The 16,211-nt window shown below is 73.7% G+C and carries 12 protein-coding genes and 1 pseudogene; 10 read left to right on the top strand and 3 right to left on the bottom strand.

Annotation, left to right across the window (positions count from 1 at the left end):
- The 3 genes from GTW40_RS15040 to GTW40_RS15030 all read right to left on the bottom strand — a co-directional run.
- On the bottom strand, positions 1 to 813 hold an 813-nt coding region (locus tag GTW40_RS15040; RefSeq protein ID WP_343245704.1), incomplete at its 3' end, for an ALF repeat-containing protein.
- 217 nt (positions 814 to 1,030) lie between these two features.
- Entirely contained in the window at positions 1,031 to 1,549 is a 519-nt protein-coding gene (locus GTW40_RS32670; RefSeq protein ID WP_202485901.1) for a hypothetical protein, read from the bottom strand.
- Positions 1,550 to 2,116: 567 nt separating this feature from the next.
- Positions 2,117 to 2,653, bottom strand: coding sequence for an HNH endonuclease (locus tag GTW40_RS15030; protein WP_018545075.1), 537 nt, complete (start codon positions 2,651 to 2,653; stop codon positions 2,117 to 2,119).
- A 291-nt stretch (positions 2,654 to 2,944) separates the two neighbouring features.
- On the opposite strand from GTW40_RS15030, the gene GTW40_RS15025 reads away from it, so the two are divergent.
- The 10 genes and pseudogenes from GTW40_RS15025 to GTW40_RS14980 form a co-directional block, all read left to right on the top strand.
- Positions 2,945 to 4,066: a mechanosensitive ion channel family protein gene (locus GTW40_RS15025; protein WP_161180696.1), complete on the top strand. Its 1,122-nt coding sequence runs from the start codon at positions 2,945 to 2,947 to the stop codon at positions 4,064 to 4,066.
- Between the two features lie 125 nt (positions 4,067 to 4,191).
- Positions 4,192 to 5,457 (top strand): 6-phospho-beta-glucosidase, encoded by a 1,266-nt coding sequence (locus tag GTW40_RS15020; RefSeq protein WP_161180695.1) that lies wholly within the window; start codon positions 4,192 to 4,194, stop codon positions 5,455 to 5,457.
- Positions 5,448 to 6,428, top strand: a complete 981-nt coding sequence (locus GTW40_RS15015) for a BadF/BadG/BcrA/BcrD ATPase family protein (RefSeq protein WP_161180694.1) — start codon at positions 5,448 to 5,450, stop codon at positions 6,426 to 6,428. Before GTW40_RS15020 ends, GTW40_RS15015 begins: the two co-directional genes overlap by 10 nt.
- A 267-nt stretch (positions 6,429 to 6,695) precedes the next feature.
- Positions 6,696 to 8,090 carry a hypothetical protein gene (locus tag GTW40_RS15010; RefSeq protein ID WP_343245705.1) on the top strand — a complete coding sequence of 465 codons (1,395 nt, stop codon included), beginning with the start codon at positions 6,696 to 6,698 and terminating at the stop codon, positions 8,088 to 8,090.
- A 14-nt stretch (positions 8,091 to 8,104) separates the two neighbouring features.
- Positions 8,105 to 9,127 carry a glutamate ABC transporter substrate-binding protein gene (locus GTW40_RS15005; protein ID WP_161180693.1) on the top strand — a complete coding sequence of 341 codons (1,023 nt, stop codon included), beginning with the start codon at positions 8,105 to 8,107 and terminating at the stop codon, positions 9,125 to 9,127.
- 55 nt (positions 9,128 to 9,182) lie between these two features.
- Positions 9,183 to 10,487, top strand: a complete 1,305-nt coding sequence (locus GTW40_RS15000; RefSeq protein ID WP_161180692.1) for a hypothetical protein — start codon at positions 9,183 to 9,185, stop codon at positions 10,485 to 10,487.
- Positions 10,484 to 12,964 carry a serine/threonine-protein kinase gene (locus tag GTW40_RS14995; RefSeq protein WP_161180691.1) on the top strand — a complete coding sequence of 827 codons (2,481 nt, stop codon included), beginning with the start codon at positions 10,484 to 10,486 and terminating at the stop codon, positions 12,962 to 12,964. Before GTW40_RS15000 ends, GTW40_RS14995 begins: the two co-directional genes overlap by 4 nt.
- 4 nt (positions 12,965 to 12,968) lie before the next feature.
- Complete coding sequence (locus GTW40_RS14990) at positions 12,969 to 14,240, top strand: PP2C family serine/threonine-protein phosphatase (RefSeq protein ID WP_161180690.1); 1,272 nt, start codon at positions 12,969 to 12,971, stop codon at positions 14,238 to 14,240.
- Positions 14,241 to 14,380: 140 nt separating this feature from the next.
- Entirely contained in the window at positions 14,381 to 15,703 is a 1,323-nt protein-coding gene (locus tag GTW40_RS14985; protein ID WP_161180689.1) for a VWA domain-containing protein, read from the top strand.
- A 42-nt stretch (positions 15,704 to 15,745) separates the two neighbouring features.
- Positions 15,746 to 16,211 (top strand): annotated as a pseudogene (locus GTW40_RS14980) (phosphopeptide-binding protein); the annotation flags it as partial.

Raw genomic sequence — 16,211 nt, 5'->3', positions numbered from 1 at the left:
GGCCGAGGCGGCGTGCAGGGAGTCGTTCTTCGCGGCCTCGGTCTCGCTCGCGGCCTTCTCGGCGGCCTTCTTGGCGAGCGCCGCCGCGGCGGCGGCGCGGTCGGCCTCGTCCTGCGCCTTGCGGGTCTCGGTGGCGGCCTTGCGCCCGGCCTTCGCGGCCTGGTCGGCGAGTTCGTCGACCGTCGACTGCTCCTGGTCGCGGGCGAGTGCCACGAACTGGCCTACGGCGAGGAACTCGTGGACGTCGGCGGCCGTGCCCCGCAGCGCGAGGCGTGCCGCCGCGACCACGTTGGGTCCGCCGGTGCTGAGGATCTGGGCGACCTCGACGCGCTCGTCCTGCTGCTGCTCGGCGTACTGCTGGTCCTCCAGGAACGCCTGCCGGTCCTCGGGCGTGCCCGCGAGTGCGGCGCGGCCCTTGTCCTGGACGTTGGGGCCGCCGGCGTCCACGATGCGCGCGATCTGGACCCGCTGGTCCTGCTCCAGCGGCTCCTTCCAGCCGTCCTTGAGGAAGGCCGAGAGCTGCTCGGGGGTGCCGGTGAGCGCGTCGCGGGCCGCGTCGATCAGGCTCGTCCCGCCGATGCTCGCGACCTGCGCGGCGGCGACCCGCTCGTCCTGCTCGGTGACCTCGGCCGCCTCGACGTCGAGGAAACGCCGGACGTCGGCGTCGGTCCCGGTCAGTGCGACCTCGGCGGCGGCCCGGGTGCCGGGTCCGCCTTCACGCCACAGCGTCACGACCTGGGCGCGGTCACCGGCGGGGAGGTCGCCGGGCGCGCCGGTGCCCTCGTCGGCGGCGGCCGGGGTGGTGCTCAGCACGCCCGCGATCATGGCCAGGGGTACGACGCCTGCGCCCAGACCGCGTAACACGCGCAGGGCACGCCCGGTGTGCGGATGGGGAAAGATCGGTCTCACAATCCTTGACTCCTGTTGCTCGACGTGGGCATGGCGCACAGGTGCTCACCGGCTCGGTGCCGGTGAGCACGGGGACGAGCCGGGGTACGGACCGGCGCCGGGAGTCCGAGGTCTCCGGGGCTCAGCCGGTCACCCGGATCTCGACCAGGACGGACTGGGCGCCGCCGACCGTGCCCTCGCCGACGCTCTTGAAGCCGTCCTTCTCCACGTCGACCGTGGTGGTCGTCCCGGCGGCCGTCAGATCGGCGCTGATCGGGTGGTCGGCGGCCTCCAGGCCGAAGACGCGGGGGAGCTGCATGGTGAGGAAGCCGCTCTTCGCGGTGGCCTTGAAGCAGTACGTGTCCTGGCGGCCCACCGAGGAGTCCTTGACGGTGAGGACGCGGATCTGGTCGGCGGCCGGGTCGCAGTCCACGAGCACGATGTGCCCGTCCCCGCGCTTGAGCTCGATGCCCTTCTGGACCTTGATCGCGTCCGCTCCCGGGTAAGCGAAGTCCTCCACCGCGTAGGGCGGCTGCGCGGCGTCGGCGGTGTGCGGCTCGCCGTCGGCGGCGGCGGTCCAGGCGAGGCCGCCGAGGAGGGTGAGGGTGCCGGCCCCGGTGACGAGGGCGGCGCGGCGGACGGAGGAGATGACGTTTCTCATCGATGTTCCTTGTAAGAGAGGGATGCGGTGCGGACCGCCGGGCGCGTGGCATCGGCGGGAGCACGAGGGACGAGGGCGGACGCGGGTACCCGAAGGCGTCCACCGCTCGGGGGAGGAGGGGCCGGCCGGTGCCGGGGCCCCGCGACGCGGGCGGCCGGAGACGGCCCCCGCGGGGAACGGACACCGAGGGCGCGAAAAACGCACAGCCGTGGCGTGCGAAGCGCGCATGAGTGGGCCCTCCCCCAAGGCTCCGCCCCGGTGGGGCCGAGTGTCCCTACTGCGTCCTGCCGGAAGCGGCACTGCCCGTCGGCCGCTGCGTTCGATGTGAACGTAGCCGCTGGACGTCATCCCGCCCACGAGAATTCATCGAACATAAAAGGACGCATGCTCCGAAGTCGCACAAAGATCCGCAGTGAGGTACGTCACTTCGACAGGGGTACGGGAGAGCGCCAAGTGGCCCTTACTCAGGCAGATTTGACGGCGCGTCACCCACGTCCGGGCACCCCGCTCCGCGCGAACGCGTGGACACGTGGACACGCGGACGCGCAGACACAAAGACCCGGACCGTCAGGCGGAAATGCCGTCGATCCGGGCCAGGGCGTCGTCCGCGCCGTAGGGCTGCAAGTAGGGCAACCAGCGCGGGTCTCTGTGGCCCGTGCCGATGATGCGCCAGGCCAGGCCGGTGGGCGGGGCGGGTTTGTGGCGCAGGCGCCAGCCGAGTTCGACCAGGTGGCGGTCGGCCTTGACGTGGTTGCAGCGGCGGCAGGAAGCCACCACGTTGTCCCAGACGTGCTTGCCCCCGCGCGAGCGCGGGATGACGTGGTCGACGCTGGTTGCGACGCCACCGCAGTACATGCACCGGCCGCCGTCGCGGGCGAACAGGGCCCGCCGGGTCAGCGGAACGGGGCCCCGGTAGGGCACCCGGACGAATCGCTTGAGCCGGACCACGCTGGGTGCGGGGACTGTGACGGTCGCGCTGTGCAGGAAGGCGCCGGATTCCTCGAGGGAGACGGCCTTGTTCTCCAGGACGAGGACGAGCGCGCGGCGGAGCGGTACGACGCCGAGCGGCTCGTACGACGCGTTGAGGACCAGGACATGCGGCACGGGTGCCTCCTTGGGCGTCGGCGGCGCGTGGCTCGCGCCGGGACGATCTGGAGCCAGTCTCCCCTCATGGCTGGTGGAAGCGCCACCATGTGCCGGTAACGGGCCGGGAGTGTTTTCGACCACACAAAAAGGCACTCGGACGATCATGGCTGGTTAACGCGCAGGTGGGAGGGGGTGCTCCTGTACGAAACGGCGGAGGCGCGCACAATGCCCCGTTAGTGTGGTGGTTCTGTCCACCCGGTGACCTTTTCGTGATCTCGACGATCCGGCCGGGGCGGACCGCGCAGCACCATGGAGGTACCAGCCGTGTCCTTGCCCGTCGCCCTACTGGCCGCCGGAGCGTCCCCGTCTCCCTCGCCCTCGGGTTCGGGGCCGGCCGTACCGTCCCTCCAGGACGCCCAGCAGAGCGCGACCAACGCCGCGAGCTGGGTGGAACAGAACTGGTCGACCTGGCTCGCGATGGGCCTGCAGATCGTGCTGATCATCGTCATCGCGGTGGCGCTGCGCGCGGTCGTACGGCGGGCGATCACCAAGCTCATCGAGCGGATGAACCGCACCGTGCAGGCGGTGGACCACACCGCGCTCGGCGGCCTCCTGGTCAACAACGAGCGCCGCCGCCAGCGCTCCGCCGCCATCGGCTCGGTGCTGCGTTCGGTCGCCAGCTTCGTGATCCTCGGCACGGCCGCCCTGATGGTGCTCTCCACCTTCAAGATCAACCTGGCCCCGCTGCTGGCCTCGGCCGGTGTCGCGGGTGTCGCGATCGGTTTCGGCGCCCGCAACCTGGTCACCGACTTCCTCTCCGGCGTCTTCATGATCCTGGAGGACCAGTACGGCGTCGGCGACACGATCGACGCGGGCGTGGCCACCGGCGAGGTCGTCGAGGTGGGCCTGCGCGTGACCAAGCTGCGCGGCGCGAACGGCGAGATCTGGTACGTCCGCAACGGCGAGGTCAAGCGCATCGGCAACCTCTCCCAGGGCTGGGCCACGGCCAACGTGGACGTCACCGTCCGCTCCGACGAGGACCTGGACAAGGTCAAGTCGGTCCTGGACGAGGTCGCCGAGAAGATGGCCAAGGAAGAGCCCTGGAACGAGCTGCTGTGGAGCCCGATCGAGGTCCTGGGCCTGGACAGCGTCCTGATCGACTCCATGGTGATCCGGGTCTCCGCCAAGACCATGCCGGGCAAGTCGGTCAACGTGGAGCGCGAGCTGCGCTGGCGGATCAAGCGGGCCTTCGACAGGGCGAGCATCCCGATCGTGGGCGGCGCGACGGCCCTGGAGGACGCCGCGGAGGCCGCTCCCGCCCCCGACCCGTCCGCCACGATGGCCGCCCCCTCGGCCTACGCCAGCCCCACCTCCCCGCAGTCCCTGGCGACCACCCCGATCGTCACCCAGAAGCCCAGCACGTCGAAGTAACCCCGAGCACCACAGCGCGCCCCCGGTCCCCACGGCCCGGGGGCGCGCTCCGTTGACGGCCCCGCGCGCCACGGCCTACGTTCTCGCCGATCACCCCCGGCAACGGCAACGCGAGGGAGTCGCCCGTGAAGCTCACCGTGGTCGGCGGAGGCTCGACCTACACCCCGGAACTCGCCGACGGCCTGGCGCGGCTGCGCGACACACTGCCCGTGGAGGAGCTGGTCCTGGTCGACCCCGCCCCGGAGCGCCTGGAGCCGGTGGCGGCCGTCTCCCGCCGCATCCTCGCCCGCCACGGCCATCCCGCCCGGATCACCGCCACCGCCGACCTGGAGGCGGGAGCCGAGGGCGCCGACGCCGTCCTGCTCCAGCTGCGCGTGGGCGGCCAGGCGGCCCGGAACCAGGACGAGACCTGGCCCCTGGAGTGCGGCTGCGTCGGCCAGGAGACGACCGGCGCGGGCGGCCTGGCCAAGGCGCTGCGCACGGTCCCGGTGGTGCTGGACATCGCCGAGCGGGTACGCCGGGTCAGCCCCGGCGCCTGGATCGTGGACTTCACCAACCCGGTCGGCATCGTCACCCGCGCCCTGCTCAAGGAGGGCCACCGCGCGGTCGGCCTGTGCAACGTGGCGATCGGACTCCAGCGCACGTTCGCCGCACTGCTCGGCACCGCGCCCGGCGAGGTCCACCTCGACCACGTGGGCCTGAACCACCTCACCTGGGAGACCGCCGTCCGCCTGGGCGGCCCCGAGGGCCCCGACGTGCTCCCCCGCCTGCTGGCCAAGCACGGGGAGGCCGTCGCCGCCGACCTCCGCCTCCCCCGCGCCCTCCTCGACCGCCTGGGCGTGGTCCCCTCGTACTACCTGCGCTACTACTACGCGCACGACGAGGTCGTGGACGAGCTGCGCGCCAAGCCCTCCCGCGCGGCCGAGGTCGCCGCCATGGAGCGCGAGCTGCTGGCGATGTACGCCGACCCGGCGCTGGACGAGAAGCCCGCGCTGCTCGCCAAGCGCGGCGGCGCCTACTACTCCGAGGCGGCGGTGGACCTCACGGCCGCCCTGCTCACGGGCGGCGGGAGCCCGTACCAGGTGGTCAACACCATGAACGCGGGCACGCTGCCCTTCCTCCCCGCCGACGCGGTGATCGAGGTCCCCGCGGCGGTGGGCGCGAAGGGGGCGGTGCCACTGCCGGCGGGGGAGGTCGATCCGCTGTTCGCGGGCCTGATGGCGAGCGTGACGGCGTACGAGGACCTGGCCCTGGAGGCGGCCCTGCGCGGCGGCCGCGAGCGGGTGTTCCGCGCACTGCTCGCGCACCCGCTGGTCGGCCAGTACGCGTACGCCGACTCCCTCACCGACCTTCTCCTCGCCCACAACCGGGAGCACCTGCCATGGGCGTGACCGGCACCGCCCTCGCCATCGACGCGGGCAACAGCAAGACCGACGTGGCCGTGCTCACGACGGAGGGCGAGGTGCTGGCGACGGCACGCGGAGGCGGCTTCCGGCCACCGGCCGTGGGCCTGGACCGGGCGCTCGACGCTCTCGCCGAACCGGTCGAACAGGCACTGGCGGAAGCGGGCCTCAAGACCGTCTCCCACGTCTCCGCGTGCCTCGCCAACGCCGATCTCCCGGTAGAGGAGGCCGAGTTGGCGACTGCGCTGCGCGCCCGCCCCTGGAGTCCCTCGGTCACCGTCCGCAACGACACCTTCGCCGTCCTGCGCGCCGGAGTCGCCGAGCCCCGGGGCGTGGCGGTGGTGTGCGGCGCGGGCATCAACTGCGTGGGGATGCGCCCCGACGGGCGCACCGCCCGCTTCCCGGCCCTCGGCCGGCTCTCCGGCGACTGGGGCGGCGGCTGGGGCCTGGCCGAGGAGGCGCTGTGGCACGCGGCCCGCGCCGAGGACGGCCGGGGCGGACCGACGGAACTGGCCCGCGCGCTCCCGGCGCACTTCGGCCTGGACTCGATGTACGCCCTGATCGAGGCCCTGCACCGGGGACATCTGCCGTCGGCCCGCCGGTACGAGCTGACGCCGGTCCTCTTCGCGACGGCCGCCCGGGGTGACGCGGTGGCCCGGTCCCTGGTCGAGCGGCTGGCCGAGGAGGTCGCGGTGATGGCCGCGGTGGCCCTGACCCGCCTGGACCTCCTCGCGGAACCCGCGCCGGTCGTGCTCGGCGGCAGTGTGCTGACCGCCGGACACGCCGTACTGGACGACGCCGTAAGCGAGCATCTCAATTCCCGCGCCCCGCACGCCGATCCACGTCCGATCCGCGCCGCTCCCGTCCTGGGCGCGGCGCTCCTCGCCCTGGATCACCTGGACGCGCCCCCGCGGTCCGGGGAACGCGCCCGTTCGCACTGGGAGTCGGACGGCACCTGATCCCAACCCCCGTTGCCGACCAGTCCTGTTCATCGCCCCACCGGGAACCGATCAGGATTGACCCGGCGTGTTTGTGGACAGGTCGTGTTCCTGGACGGACGGCGACATGCCGTCGTCCGGGCGAGATGCGGTGAAGGCTGGTGCGGAAGCCGGTGCGGGCGGTGATACTGGGCGGCGAACGATGACCATGGGGGAGGTCGGGTGACACAACCGCCGAGGAGCAGCGCGCCGCCGACGGCAGGCTCGGGCCTGCCCGCGCGACCCATCGTGCCCGCACAGCCCGGCGCACTCCCCCGGCCCGCCGTACCGGCCCAGGTCACGCGCCCCGCCCCCGTCCAACCCCCCGCGCGCCGTACCGCGTTCGACGAGGGCGCCGAGCGACTGCGGGCCGCCGCGACCACCGAGCCGGGGCGGCTGCGGGTCATCGGGGCCGTACTCGCCCTGCTCGTCGTGGCGTTCGGCGCGGTCGCCGCGTGGCAGAGCGGCGAGCGCGCGGCCGCCGCCGACGACGTGCTGCACGGCAGCCAGCCGCTCAGCTCCGGGGCCGCGTCGATCTACCGCTCGCTGGCGGACGCCAACACCACGGTCTCCAGCGGTTTTCTGGCGGGCGGGCAGGAGACGCCCGAGACCCGGGACCGGTACGAGAAGGACATCAGCCGGGCCGCCGCCGGGCTCGTCACGGCCGCCGCCAAGTCCGAGCCGGACTCCCCCGCCGCGAAGAGCATCGCCAAGCTGAACCGGCTGCTGCCCGAGTACAAGGGCCTGGTCGAGCGCGCCCGGGTCTACAACCGGCAGGGCTATCCGGTGGGCGGCGCCTATCTGCGGTACGCCAACGAGAAGATGCAGCAGGACATGCTGCCGGCCGCCGAGGACCTGTACACCAAGGAGAACCAGCGCCTGGCCGCCGACTACGGCGACGCGACCCCGTACCCCTGGGCGGCCATCGCGCTCGGTGTCCTCGCGCTCGGCGCGCTCGCGTGGGCCCAGCGCCGCGAGTACCGGCGCACCAACCGCGTCCTGAGCCACGGCCTGGTCGCGGCCACCGCCGCCGCCACCGTGGTCCTGCTGTGGCTGGTCGTCGGCCACACCGTCGCCCGTGCCGAACTGCACGCCTCCGACGAGCACGGCATCCGCTCCCTGAACGTCCTGCACAGCGCCCAGATCGCCGCCCTGAAGGCGCGCGGCAACGAGAACCTCGGCCTGGTGGCGCGCGGCGCCGAGACGGTCACGGTCGACGGCACGGTGTACGACGCGTACTACCACGCCTTCGACCAGGAGCTGGCCGAGCTGGGCGGCAGCCTGAAGCGGGCGGGCTCCCTCGCCGACGACCCGACGGGCGCCCGGCCGGTCACGGCGGCGACGCGGAACATGGCGGAGTGGAAGAAGCGGCACGCCGACGCCCACCGCGAGGACGACAGCGGCGACTACCAGCAGGCGCTGGCCATGGTGATCGGCGCCAAGGGCACCACCGGCGAGTGCTTCGACGGCGTGGACGAGAACCTGAACCGCGCCATCGGCCACGAGCAGGCGGAGTTCGAACGGGCGGCCGGGGACGGCCGCGACGCGATGACCGGGCTGCCCGCGGGCGCGGCCGCCCTCGGCGTGCTCGGCGCGGCCGGTGCCGTGCTGGGCATCGGGCGCAGGCTTTCGGAGTACAGGTGACAGGGGGCCGGAGCATGGACGCGGCAGGAGGACCCGCCCGGCTGCGCGGCTGGGGCGGGGTCGGTGCGATGGCGGTGCTGTGCGCCCTCGCGCTCACCTTCGTGCTGATGCTCCCGCGCACCCAGGCGCATCCGGCGCCCGGTCCGGTGACGTCCGTGGGCCCGGTGGTCGAGGGCAGCCAGGCGCGCGCCTCCGCCTGCGAGGACGCGACGGCGCAGGACCGGTCGCTGCCGCCGTCGGGCGCGAGCGGGAAGACCATCGACGCGATCAAGGCCCGGCCCGGCACGCGCAAGCTGGTCGTCGGCGTGGACCAGAACAGCTACCGCTGGGGCTATCGCAATCCGAACAACCCGGGCGCGGAGCTGGAGGGCTTCGACATCGACCTGGTGCACCGGATCGCCGCGGACATCGTGGGCGACCCGGACGCCGTGCAGTTCCGGGCGATCCCGACCAGCCAGCGCATCGCGGCGCTCCGGGAGGGCCGGGTGGACATGGTGGTGCGCACGATGACGATCAGCTGCGAGCGGCTGAAGGACGTGGCGTTCTCCGCGCCGTACTTCCGGACCGGGCAGCAGGTGCTGGCGCCCAAGTCCTCGCCGGTGAAGGGGTATCAGGACCTCGCGGGCAGGCGGGTGTGCACGGCGGCGGGCTCGACCGCGCGCAAGAAGCTGGAGCTGGACGTGAAGTCCGGCGCGGTGAAGGCGGTCGTCGCCGAGGCCGTCCCCAACCAGCTCGACTGCCTGGTCCGGCTCCAGCTGGGCGAGGCGGACGCGGTGATCACCGACGGCGCGCTCGCCGCGAGCCAGGCCGCCCAGGACCCCACCCTCGAACTCAAGGGCCCCGCCTTCACGACCGAGTACTACGGCGTGGCCATGGCGAAGGACGCCAAGGACCTGGTGGGGCGGGTCAACCGGGTGCTGGCGGACTACCGTTCCGACGGCTGGCAGGCGTCGTACGACAAGTGGCTGTCGGCGACACTGGGCAAGGACGCGAAGCCGTACCGTCCGCCCGTGCCGGAGTACCGGGGTGAGAGCTGAGCGAAGCGGGCAGTACGGGACAGCGCCGACTTGGGACAGCAGCGAGAGGTGATCGATGGGCGTCACGGACCCCGCCGGGCCGGTGATGGACCGGGACGAGGTGGACCGTGCGCTGGCGCGGCTCGGCCAGGAGCACGAGGCGATCGAGACCTCGCTGCTCGCGCTCCAGGACCACGCGGGCCGCAGACTCCTGGAGGGCGCCGAGCTGACCGGTGTCACCGAGGAGCGCTGGGCGGCCGCGGAGGAGGCCATCACCGTGCTCTGGGCCTGCTTCGACGCGTACACGGCCGCGCTGCGCCGGGCCCGTGAGATCCGCTCCCGGCGCCGCTGGTCCAGCCGTGAGGACCTGGTGGAGCTGACCGGGCTGCTGCGCGGGGAGTCGGTGACGCTGGCGAGCCCGTCGCTCCCGGCCGGCACCGGCAGGCTCAGCGAGAGCTACACGCTGACCGCGCTGGTCGACCGGATGAACGAGCTGTACGCCTCCTCCCTGGACGTGGTGGTCGCCGCCGACGCCGTGTGGTCGGCGCTGCCCGCGCGGATAGATTTACTCGCCGCCGAGCTGCACCGCACGCGCGGTCTCGCCCACTCCGTCGGGGTGCGCCCCGGTGAACACCCGGCCGGTGACGACCTGGAGGGCATCACGGCCACGCTGACCGCGCTGCGCGCCCGGGTGATCAGCGATCCGCTCGCCTACTGGACGCCCGCGCAGGGCAGTTCGGCGCCCGGCGGCGGCCGCCCGGACACCACCGTGTACGACCGCGAGGCACGCGCCCTGGAGGACGTGCGCCGGGAGATCGACGCGGTGCTGACGGTGCGTCAGGACGCCGAGGAGCGGCTGATCCGGCTGCGGGACGTGCTGTCGCGCGCCGACCGCACGCTGGCGGAGGCGCGGACCGCGCGCGGTGAGGTCCTGGCGAAGATCGCGGCGACCGAGGTGCCCGTGGTGAGCGGCCCGCCGACCGTGCTCCAGGAGCAGTTGGCGACGGCGGCGGACCACCGCAGGCACGCCCGCTGGCACCGGCTCTCCCCGCTGCTGGACTCCCTGGAGCGGCGGGCGGAGGACGAACTGCTGCGCGCCCGCGAGTCGTTGACGGCCGTGACCGCGCCGCTCGCGGTCCGCGCCGAGCTGCGCGGGCGGCTGGACGCCTACCGGGCGAAGGTCGCCCGGCACGGCCTGGCCGAGGACCCGCTGCTGATCGAGCGGTACGACGCGGCCCGCCGCATGCTGTGGAGCGCGCCCTGCGATCTGCGCGTGGCCGAGCAGGCGGTGCTGCGCTACCAGCACGCGGCGGCCGAGCTGCTCACCGCGCCGAAGGTGCCGGAGCACGGGCCCGCGGACGCGAGGGAGGACGAGGGGTGAGCGAGGAACGGCACGCCTGCCAGCGCCCGGACTGCGCGGGCACGTACGAGGACATGGGCGGCGGGGAGCTGTACTGCGACACCTGCGGTCTGGCACCCGTGGTCGCCCCGGTACCGGCTTCACCGGCGCCACCGGCGCTTTCCGCGGTGACGCATGTCGCGGCCCCGGACTCCACCGGCCCCGCGACGAGCGGCAGTTCGCGCAGCGCCCGCACCTCCTCGCAGTCCTCGCGCTCGCGCCGCTCGGTGTCGGGGCGGCTCTCCCGCGCCGACTCGGGCCGTACCGCCGGGCGTTCGGTGTCGGTGCGCAGCTCGGGCGCGTCCTCGGGTCCCTCGGGGCGCGGACGCCTCGGCGCGGGTCTGGTCGCGGTGCCGCAGGTGCCCCGGCCCGACCCGCGCGCGATGGTGCTGGAGAACCCGCAGGTGCCCGAGCGCAAGCGGTACTGCTCCCGCTCGGACTGCGGGGCGCCGGTCGGCAGGGCGCGGGGCGAGCGTCCGGGCCGCACGGAAGGTTTCTGCACCAAGTGCGGCCACCCGTACTCCTTCGTGCCCAAGCTGCGCGGCGGGGACATCGTGCACGGGCAGTACGAGGTGGCGGGCTGTCTCGCGCACGGCGGGCTCGGCTGGATCTACCTCGCCGTCGACCGGGCCGTCTCCGACCGCTGGGTGGTCCTCAAGGGCCTCCTGGACACCGGTGACGAGGACGCGATGGAGGCCGCGATCTCCGAGCGCCGGTTCCTCGCGGAGATCGAGCACGCGGGCATCGTGCGGATCTACAACTTCGTCGAGCACCTGGACCAGCGCACCGGCTCCCTGGACGGCTACATCGTCATGGAGTACGTCGGCGGCAAGTCCCTGAAGGAGATCGCCAACGCCCGCCGCACTCCCGAGGGCCGCCGCGACCCGCTCCCGGTGGAGCAGGCGTGCGCGTACGGCATCGAGGCCCTGGAGGCGCTCGGCCACCTCCACAGCCGCAACCTGCTCTACTGCGACTTCAAGGTCGACAACGCCATCCAGACCGAGGACCAGCTCAAGCTGATCGACATGGGCGCGGTGCGCCGGATCGACGACGAGGAGTCCGCGATCTACGGCACGGTGGGCTACCAGGCCCCCGAGGTCGCGGACGTCGGCCCCTCCCCCGCGAGCGACCTGTACACGGTGGGCCGCACGCTGGCCGTCCTCACCTTCGACTTCCAGGGCTACACGACCGTGTACGCCGACTCGCTGCCCGACCCGGACACCATCGAGGTCTTCCGGCGCTACGAGTCCTTCTACCGCTTCCTGGTCCGCGCGACCGACCCCGACCCGGCCCGCCGGTTCGCCTCCGCCCAGGAGATGGCCGAGCAGCTGACCGGGGTGCTGCGCGAGGTGGTCTCGCTGCAGACCGGGCAGCCCCGGCCCGCGCTCTCGACCCTGTTCGGGCCCGAAGTGCGGGTCACGGACACCGAGTTGTTCCCGGTGCTGAACGGCGACGTGTCCCGCCTCGGCACGCGCGGCACGGGCCGTACGCCGCCCGCGCCGCCCCCGGCCCTGGTCCGCCCTGTGGACACGGCCGCTGCCGCGCTCGCGCTGGCCGTCCCGCTGGTCGACCCGAACGACCCGGATGCCGGTTTCCTCGCGGGCCTGACCGCCACCGCCCCCGGCGAACTCCTCGCCGCCCTGGACGCGGCCCCCGCGCAGACCGTGGAGACCCGGCTGCGGCGGGTCCGGGCCCGGCTCGAACTCGGCGACTCCGAAGCCGCGTTGACGACCCTGGCGGCGCTGGAGGCGGAGCGCCCCGACGACTGGCGGGTGGTCTGGTACCGGGGCGTGACGGCGCTGGCCACCGGCGACCTAGCCCACTCCGCGCTCGCCTTCGACGCGGTCTACGACGCCTTCCCCGGCGAGCCCGCTCCCAAGCTGGCGCTCGGCCTGTGCGCGGAGGTGCTGGGCCAGCTGGACAACGCCGCCGAGTACTACCGGCTGGTGTGGGCGACCGACCCGGGCTTCGTCAGCACCGCGTTCGGACTCGCCCGGGTGCGGCTCGCGGCCGGGGACCGGACCGGCGCGGTGGGCACCCTGGAGTCGGTGCCGGAGTCGTCCATCCACTACACCGCCGCCCGGGTCGCGGCCGTGCGTGCCCGCCTCAGACAGCGCACGGCGGGCCCGGGTGACGTACCGTTCCTGGACGATCTGACCGCCGCGGCGGGCCAGATCGAGGCGCTGGACGCGTACGGCCTGGACCCGGCGCGGCGCGAGCGGTTGTCGGCGGAAGTCCTCGGCTGCGCGCTGGACTGGATACTCTCCCAGGGCCGGGCCCCCGGCTCGCCCGCCCCGGGCGGACGACGGGTGCTGCTCGGCAGCGGTCTGGACGAGCGGGGTCTCCGGTTCGGCCTGGAACGCGCGTACCGCACGCTGGCCCGGCTGGCGCCCGGCGGCGAGGAGAGGATCGAACTGGTGGAACGGGCCAACCGTTACCGCCCCCGGACGTGGGTGTAGGCGAATGTCACAGATGCCCCAGCAGGCCGCACTGCCGAAGTGCCCGAGCTGCGCGGAGCCGCTCGAACCCGGCGACCTCTTCTGCGGTGCCTGCGGATACGACCTCTCCCAGGTACCACCCGGGGACGAGCCGACGCTCGCCATGGCGGGCGCCGCCGGCGTGGAGTGGCCCGACCCCGAGCCGCCCGGCCCGGACAGCGCCGAGACGAGGACGCACCGCGCGACGGACGTGCCCGGCACCGACTCCGGCGGCGCGCCGCTGCCCGGCCCGGAATCGGGGGGCGTACGCCTGGACCGGCCCGCCGAGCCTGAGGAGTACGCGCTCCAGGCACCGGACCCGCGCGCCGAGTCCGCGACCGCCGCGCCGGTGTGTGTGGCCTGCAGGGCGGGCCGGGTGGACGGCGACGGCTACTGCGAGAACTGCGGCCACGCCCAGCCCCGCGAACGCGACCACATGGAGCGCGAGTCGGGTCCGCTGGCCGCCGTCAGCGACCGGGGCCTGCGCCACCACCGCAACGAGGACGCCTTCGCCGTCGCGCACACCGCGCTGCCCGACGGCGCGCCCGCCTCCGTCGCCGTCGTCTGCGACGGCGTCTCCTCCGCGACCCGCCCCGACGAGGCGTCCATGGCCGCCTCGCGCACAGCGAGCGACAGCCTGCTCGCGGCCCTGCCGCGCGGCACGCATCCACAGCAGGCCATGCACGAGGCGATCGTCACCGCCGCGCAGGCCGTGGACGCGCTCGCCGGGGAACCGGACGAGGCCCGCGAACACTCTCCGCACCAGAACGCCCCGGCCTGCACCCTCGTCGCCTCGGTCGTCACCTCCGGGCTCCTGGTGGTCGGCTGGGTCGGCGACAGCCGCGCCTACTGGGTGCCCGACGACCGCTCCGCCGCCCCGGCCCGCCTCACCGAGGACGACTCCTGGGCCGCGCAGATGGTCGCGGCCGGGCTGATGAACGAGGCCGAGGCGTACGCCGACGAGCGCGCCCACGCGATCACCGGCTGGCTCGGCGCCGACGCCTACGAACTGGAGCCGCACACCGCGTCGTTCAAGCCCGACCGGGCCGGTGTGGTGGTGGTCTGCACGGACGGCCTGTGGAACTACGCCGAGGCGGCCGAGGAACTGGCCCGCATCGTGCCGCAGGACGCGGCGGAGCGTCCGCTGCACGCCGCGCGGGTGCTCGTGGGCCACGCGCTGGACGGCGGGGGCCACGACAACGTAACAGTGGCCGTCGTGCCGTTCCCCGCGCCCGCTCCGGGGGCAGGATCGGCCTGAGGCCGTTCGCGCGCGGGGACCGTCGCGCGCCGTGGGGCGGCCGTGTTCGGGGAAGCAGCCGCGAGGCCGGAGGGGACCGGGTTCGCGGCCCACGCACCGCCTCGCCCCGGCGAGGTGCTTCTTGGGGGATGTGAAGCAGCATGGCCAACTTCGCGAAACCGGCGGGCCCGCGGTTCTCGGTGGACGTCTACCAGAACGAGTACCTGCCGGAGGACGGCCGCGAGGTCCACGCCGTCGTCACGGTGACGGCGACGGGCGGCGGCACCGCGCCCCAGGGGACGAGTGCGGGCCGGAGCCCGTCGGCCGCCGTAGCGCTCATGGTGGACTGCTCCGGCTCGATGGGGTCCACCAAGCTGCGCAACGCCCGCGACGCCACGGCCGCCGCCCTGGACACCCTGCGCGACGGCACCCACTTCGCGGTGATCGAGGGCACGCACGTCGCCCGCGAGGTCTACCCGGGAGGCGGGCGGCTCGCGGTGGCCGACGCCACCACCCGCGAGCAGGCCAAAGGCGCGCTGCGCCGTCTCACGGCGGGCGGCGGCACGGCCATCGGCTCCTGGCTGCGCCTGGCCGACCGGCTGCTCGCCTCGGCGGACGTGGAGATCCGGCACGGCATCCTGCTCACCGACGGACGCAACGAGCACGAGCCGCCCCATCTGCTGCGGGCCGCCCTGGAGGCGTGCGCCGGACGGTTCACCTGTGACGCCCGGGGGGTGGGCACCGACTGGGAAGTGAAAGAAGTCACAGCCATCGCCTCGGCGTTGCTCGGCACCGCCGACATCGTCGCCGATCCGGCCCAGCTGGCCGCCGACTTCACGGCGATGATGGAGACGGCGATGGGCAAGGAGGTCGCCGACGTGGCACTGCGGGTGTGGACCCCGGTCGGCGCCACCGTCTCGTACTTCAAGCAAGTGGCGCCCTCCGTGGAAGAGTTGACCGACCGCCGCACCGAGGCAGGCCCGCGCGCCGGGGACTATCCGACCGGCTCCTGGGGCGACGAGTCCCGCGACTACCACCTGTGCGTGACGGTCCCGGCGGCGGGACTGGGCCACGAGATGCTGGCCGCGCGGGTGTCCTTGGTGGTCCCCCAACCCGACGGGACGGCCCAGACTCTGGGCGCGCAGGGACTCGTACGGGCCGTATGGACCGACGACTTGGCCGCCTCGACCGCGATCAACCCCCAAGTCGCCCACTACACGGGTCAGGCCGAACTGGCGCAGGTCATCCAGCAGGGAATAAACCTCCGCAAAGCGGGCGATATGGATGGAGCAACGGCCAAACTGGGACGCGCCGTTCAGCTCGCGCGGGTGTCGGGGAACGCGGATACTGCGAAACTGCTTGCGAAGGTGGTGGACGTGGTGGACGCCTCGACAGGTACTGTGCGGTTGAAAGCGAAGGTCACCGAGGCCGACGAGATGACACTCGAGACGCGGTCCACCAAGACCGTCCGCGTGAAGAAGTGACCCTGCAGAAACCAGTGCCTCAGGAGAAGGGGTAGCACCGACATGCCGACCTGCCCGAACGGACACCAGTCGGGTTCCGACGACTGGTGCGAGGTGTGCGGTCACCGCATGGCCGGTGCCGTACCCCCGCCCCCGCCGTCCTCCGGCGGCTACGGCTTCCCGCCGCCGCGCGCCGAGGGCCGCCCCGCGTCCTCCCCGAACCCGGAGCTGTGCCCGCAGTGCCGCACGCCCCGCGAGGGCGGCGCGCCCTTCTGCGAGGAGTGCCGGTGGAACTTCCTCACCAACACGGCGACCTCGTACACGCCCGCGTCCCCGCCCGGCGGCGGCCGCCAGCAGCCCCGCTTCCAGCCGCCGAGCGCCTCCTACGGCGGCGGTGACGGCTACGAGTACCAGGGCTCCCGCCCCTCCCAGGTCAACCGCCCCGCCGAGCCGATACCCCCCTTCGACAACGAGCCCTCGGGCCCGACCCCGTTCGGCGCCGCGCGCGGCGGCGGCCCGGCGACGCCTC

Origin of the sequence: Streptomyces sp. SID4985 (assembly GCF_009863025.1) — a bacterium.
Classification (GTDB): Bacteria; Actinomycetota; Actinomycetes; order Streptomycetales; family Streptomycetaceae; genus Streptomyces.
This window is presented reverse-complemented; position numbering and strand designations above follow the sequence as displayed.

Excerpts from the sequence above, each read along its gene's own strand:
- GTW40_RS32670 (WP_202485901.1), bottom strand. The coding sequence starts at position 1,549 with ATGAGAAACGTCATCTCCTCCGTCCGCCGCGCCGCCCTCGTCACCGGG.
- GTW40_RS15025 (WP_161180696.1), top strand. The coding sequence starts at position 2,945 with ATGGAGGTACCAGCCGTGTCCTTGCCCGTCGCCCTACTGGCCGCCGGA.
- GTW40_RS15015 (WP_161180694.1), top strand. The coding sequence starts at position 5,448 with ATGGGCGTGACCGGCACCGCCCTCGCCATCGACGCGGGCAACAGCAAG.
- GTW40_RS15005 (WP_161180693.1), top strand. The coding sequence starts at position 8,105 with ATGGACGCGGCAGGAGGACCCGCCCGGCTGCGCGGCTGGGGCGGGGTC.
- GTW40_RS15000 (WP_161180692.1), top strand. The coding sequence starts at position 9,183 with ATGGGCGTCACGGACCCCGCCGGGCCGGTGATGGACCGGGACGAGGTG.
- GTW40_RS14990 (WP_161180690.1), top strand. The coding sequence starts at position 12,969 with ATGTCACAGATGCCCCAGCAGGCCGCACTGCCGAAGTGCCCGAGCTGC.
- GTW40_RS14985 (WP_161180689.1), top strand. The coding sequence starts at position 14,381 with ATGGCCAACTTCGCGAAACCGGCGGGCCCGCGGTTCTCGGTGGACGTC.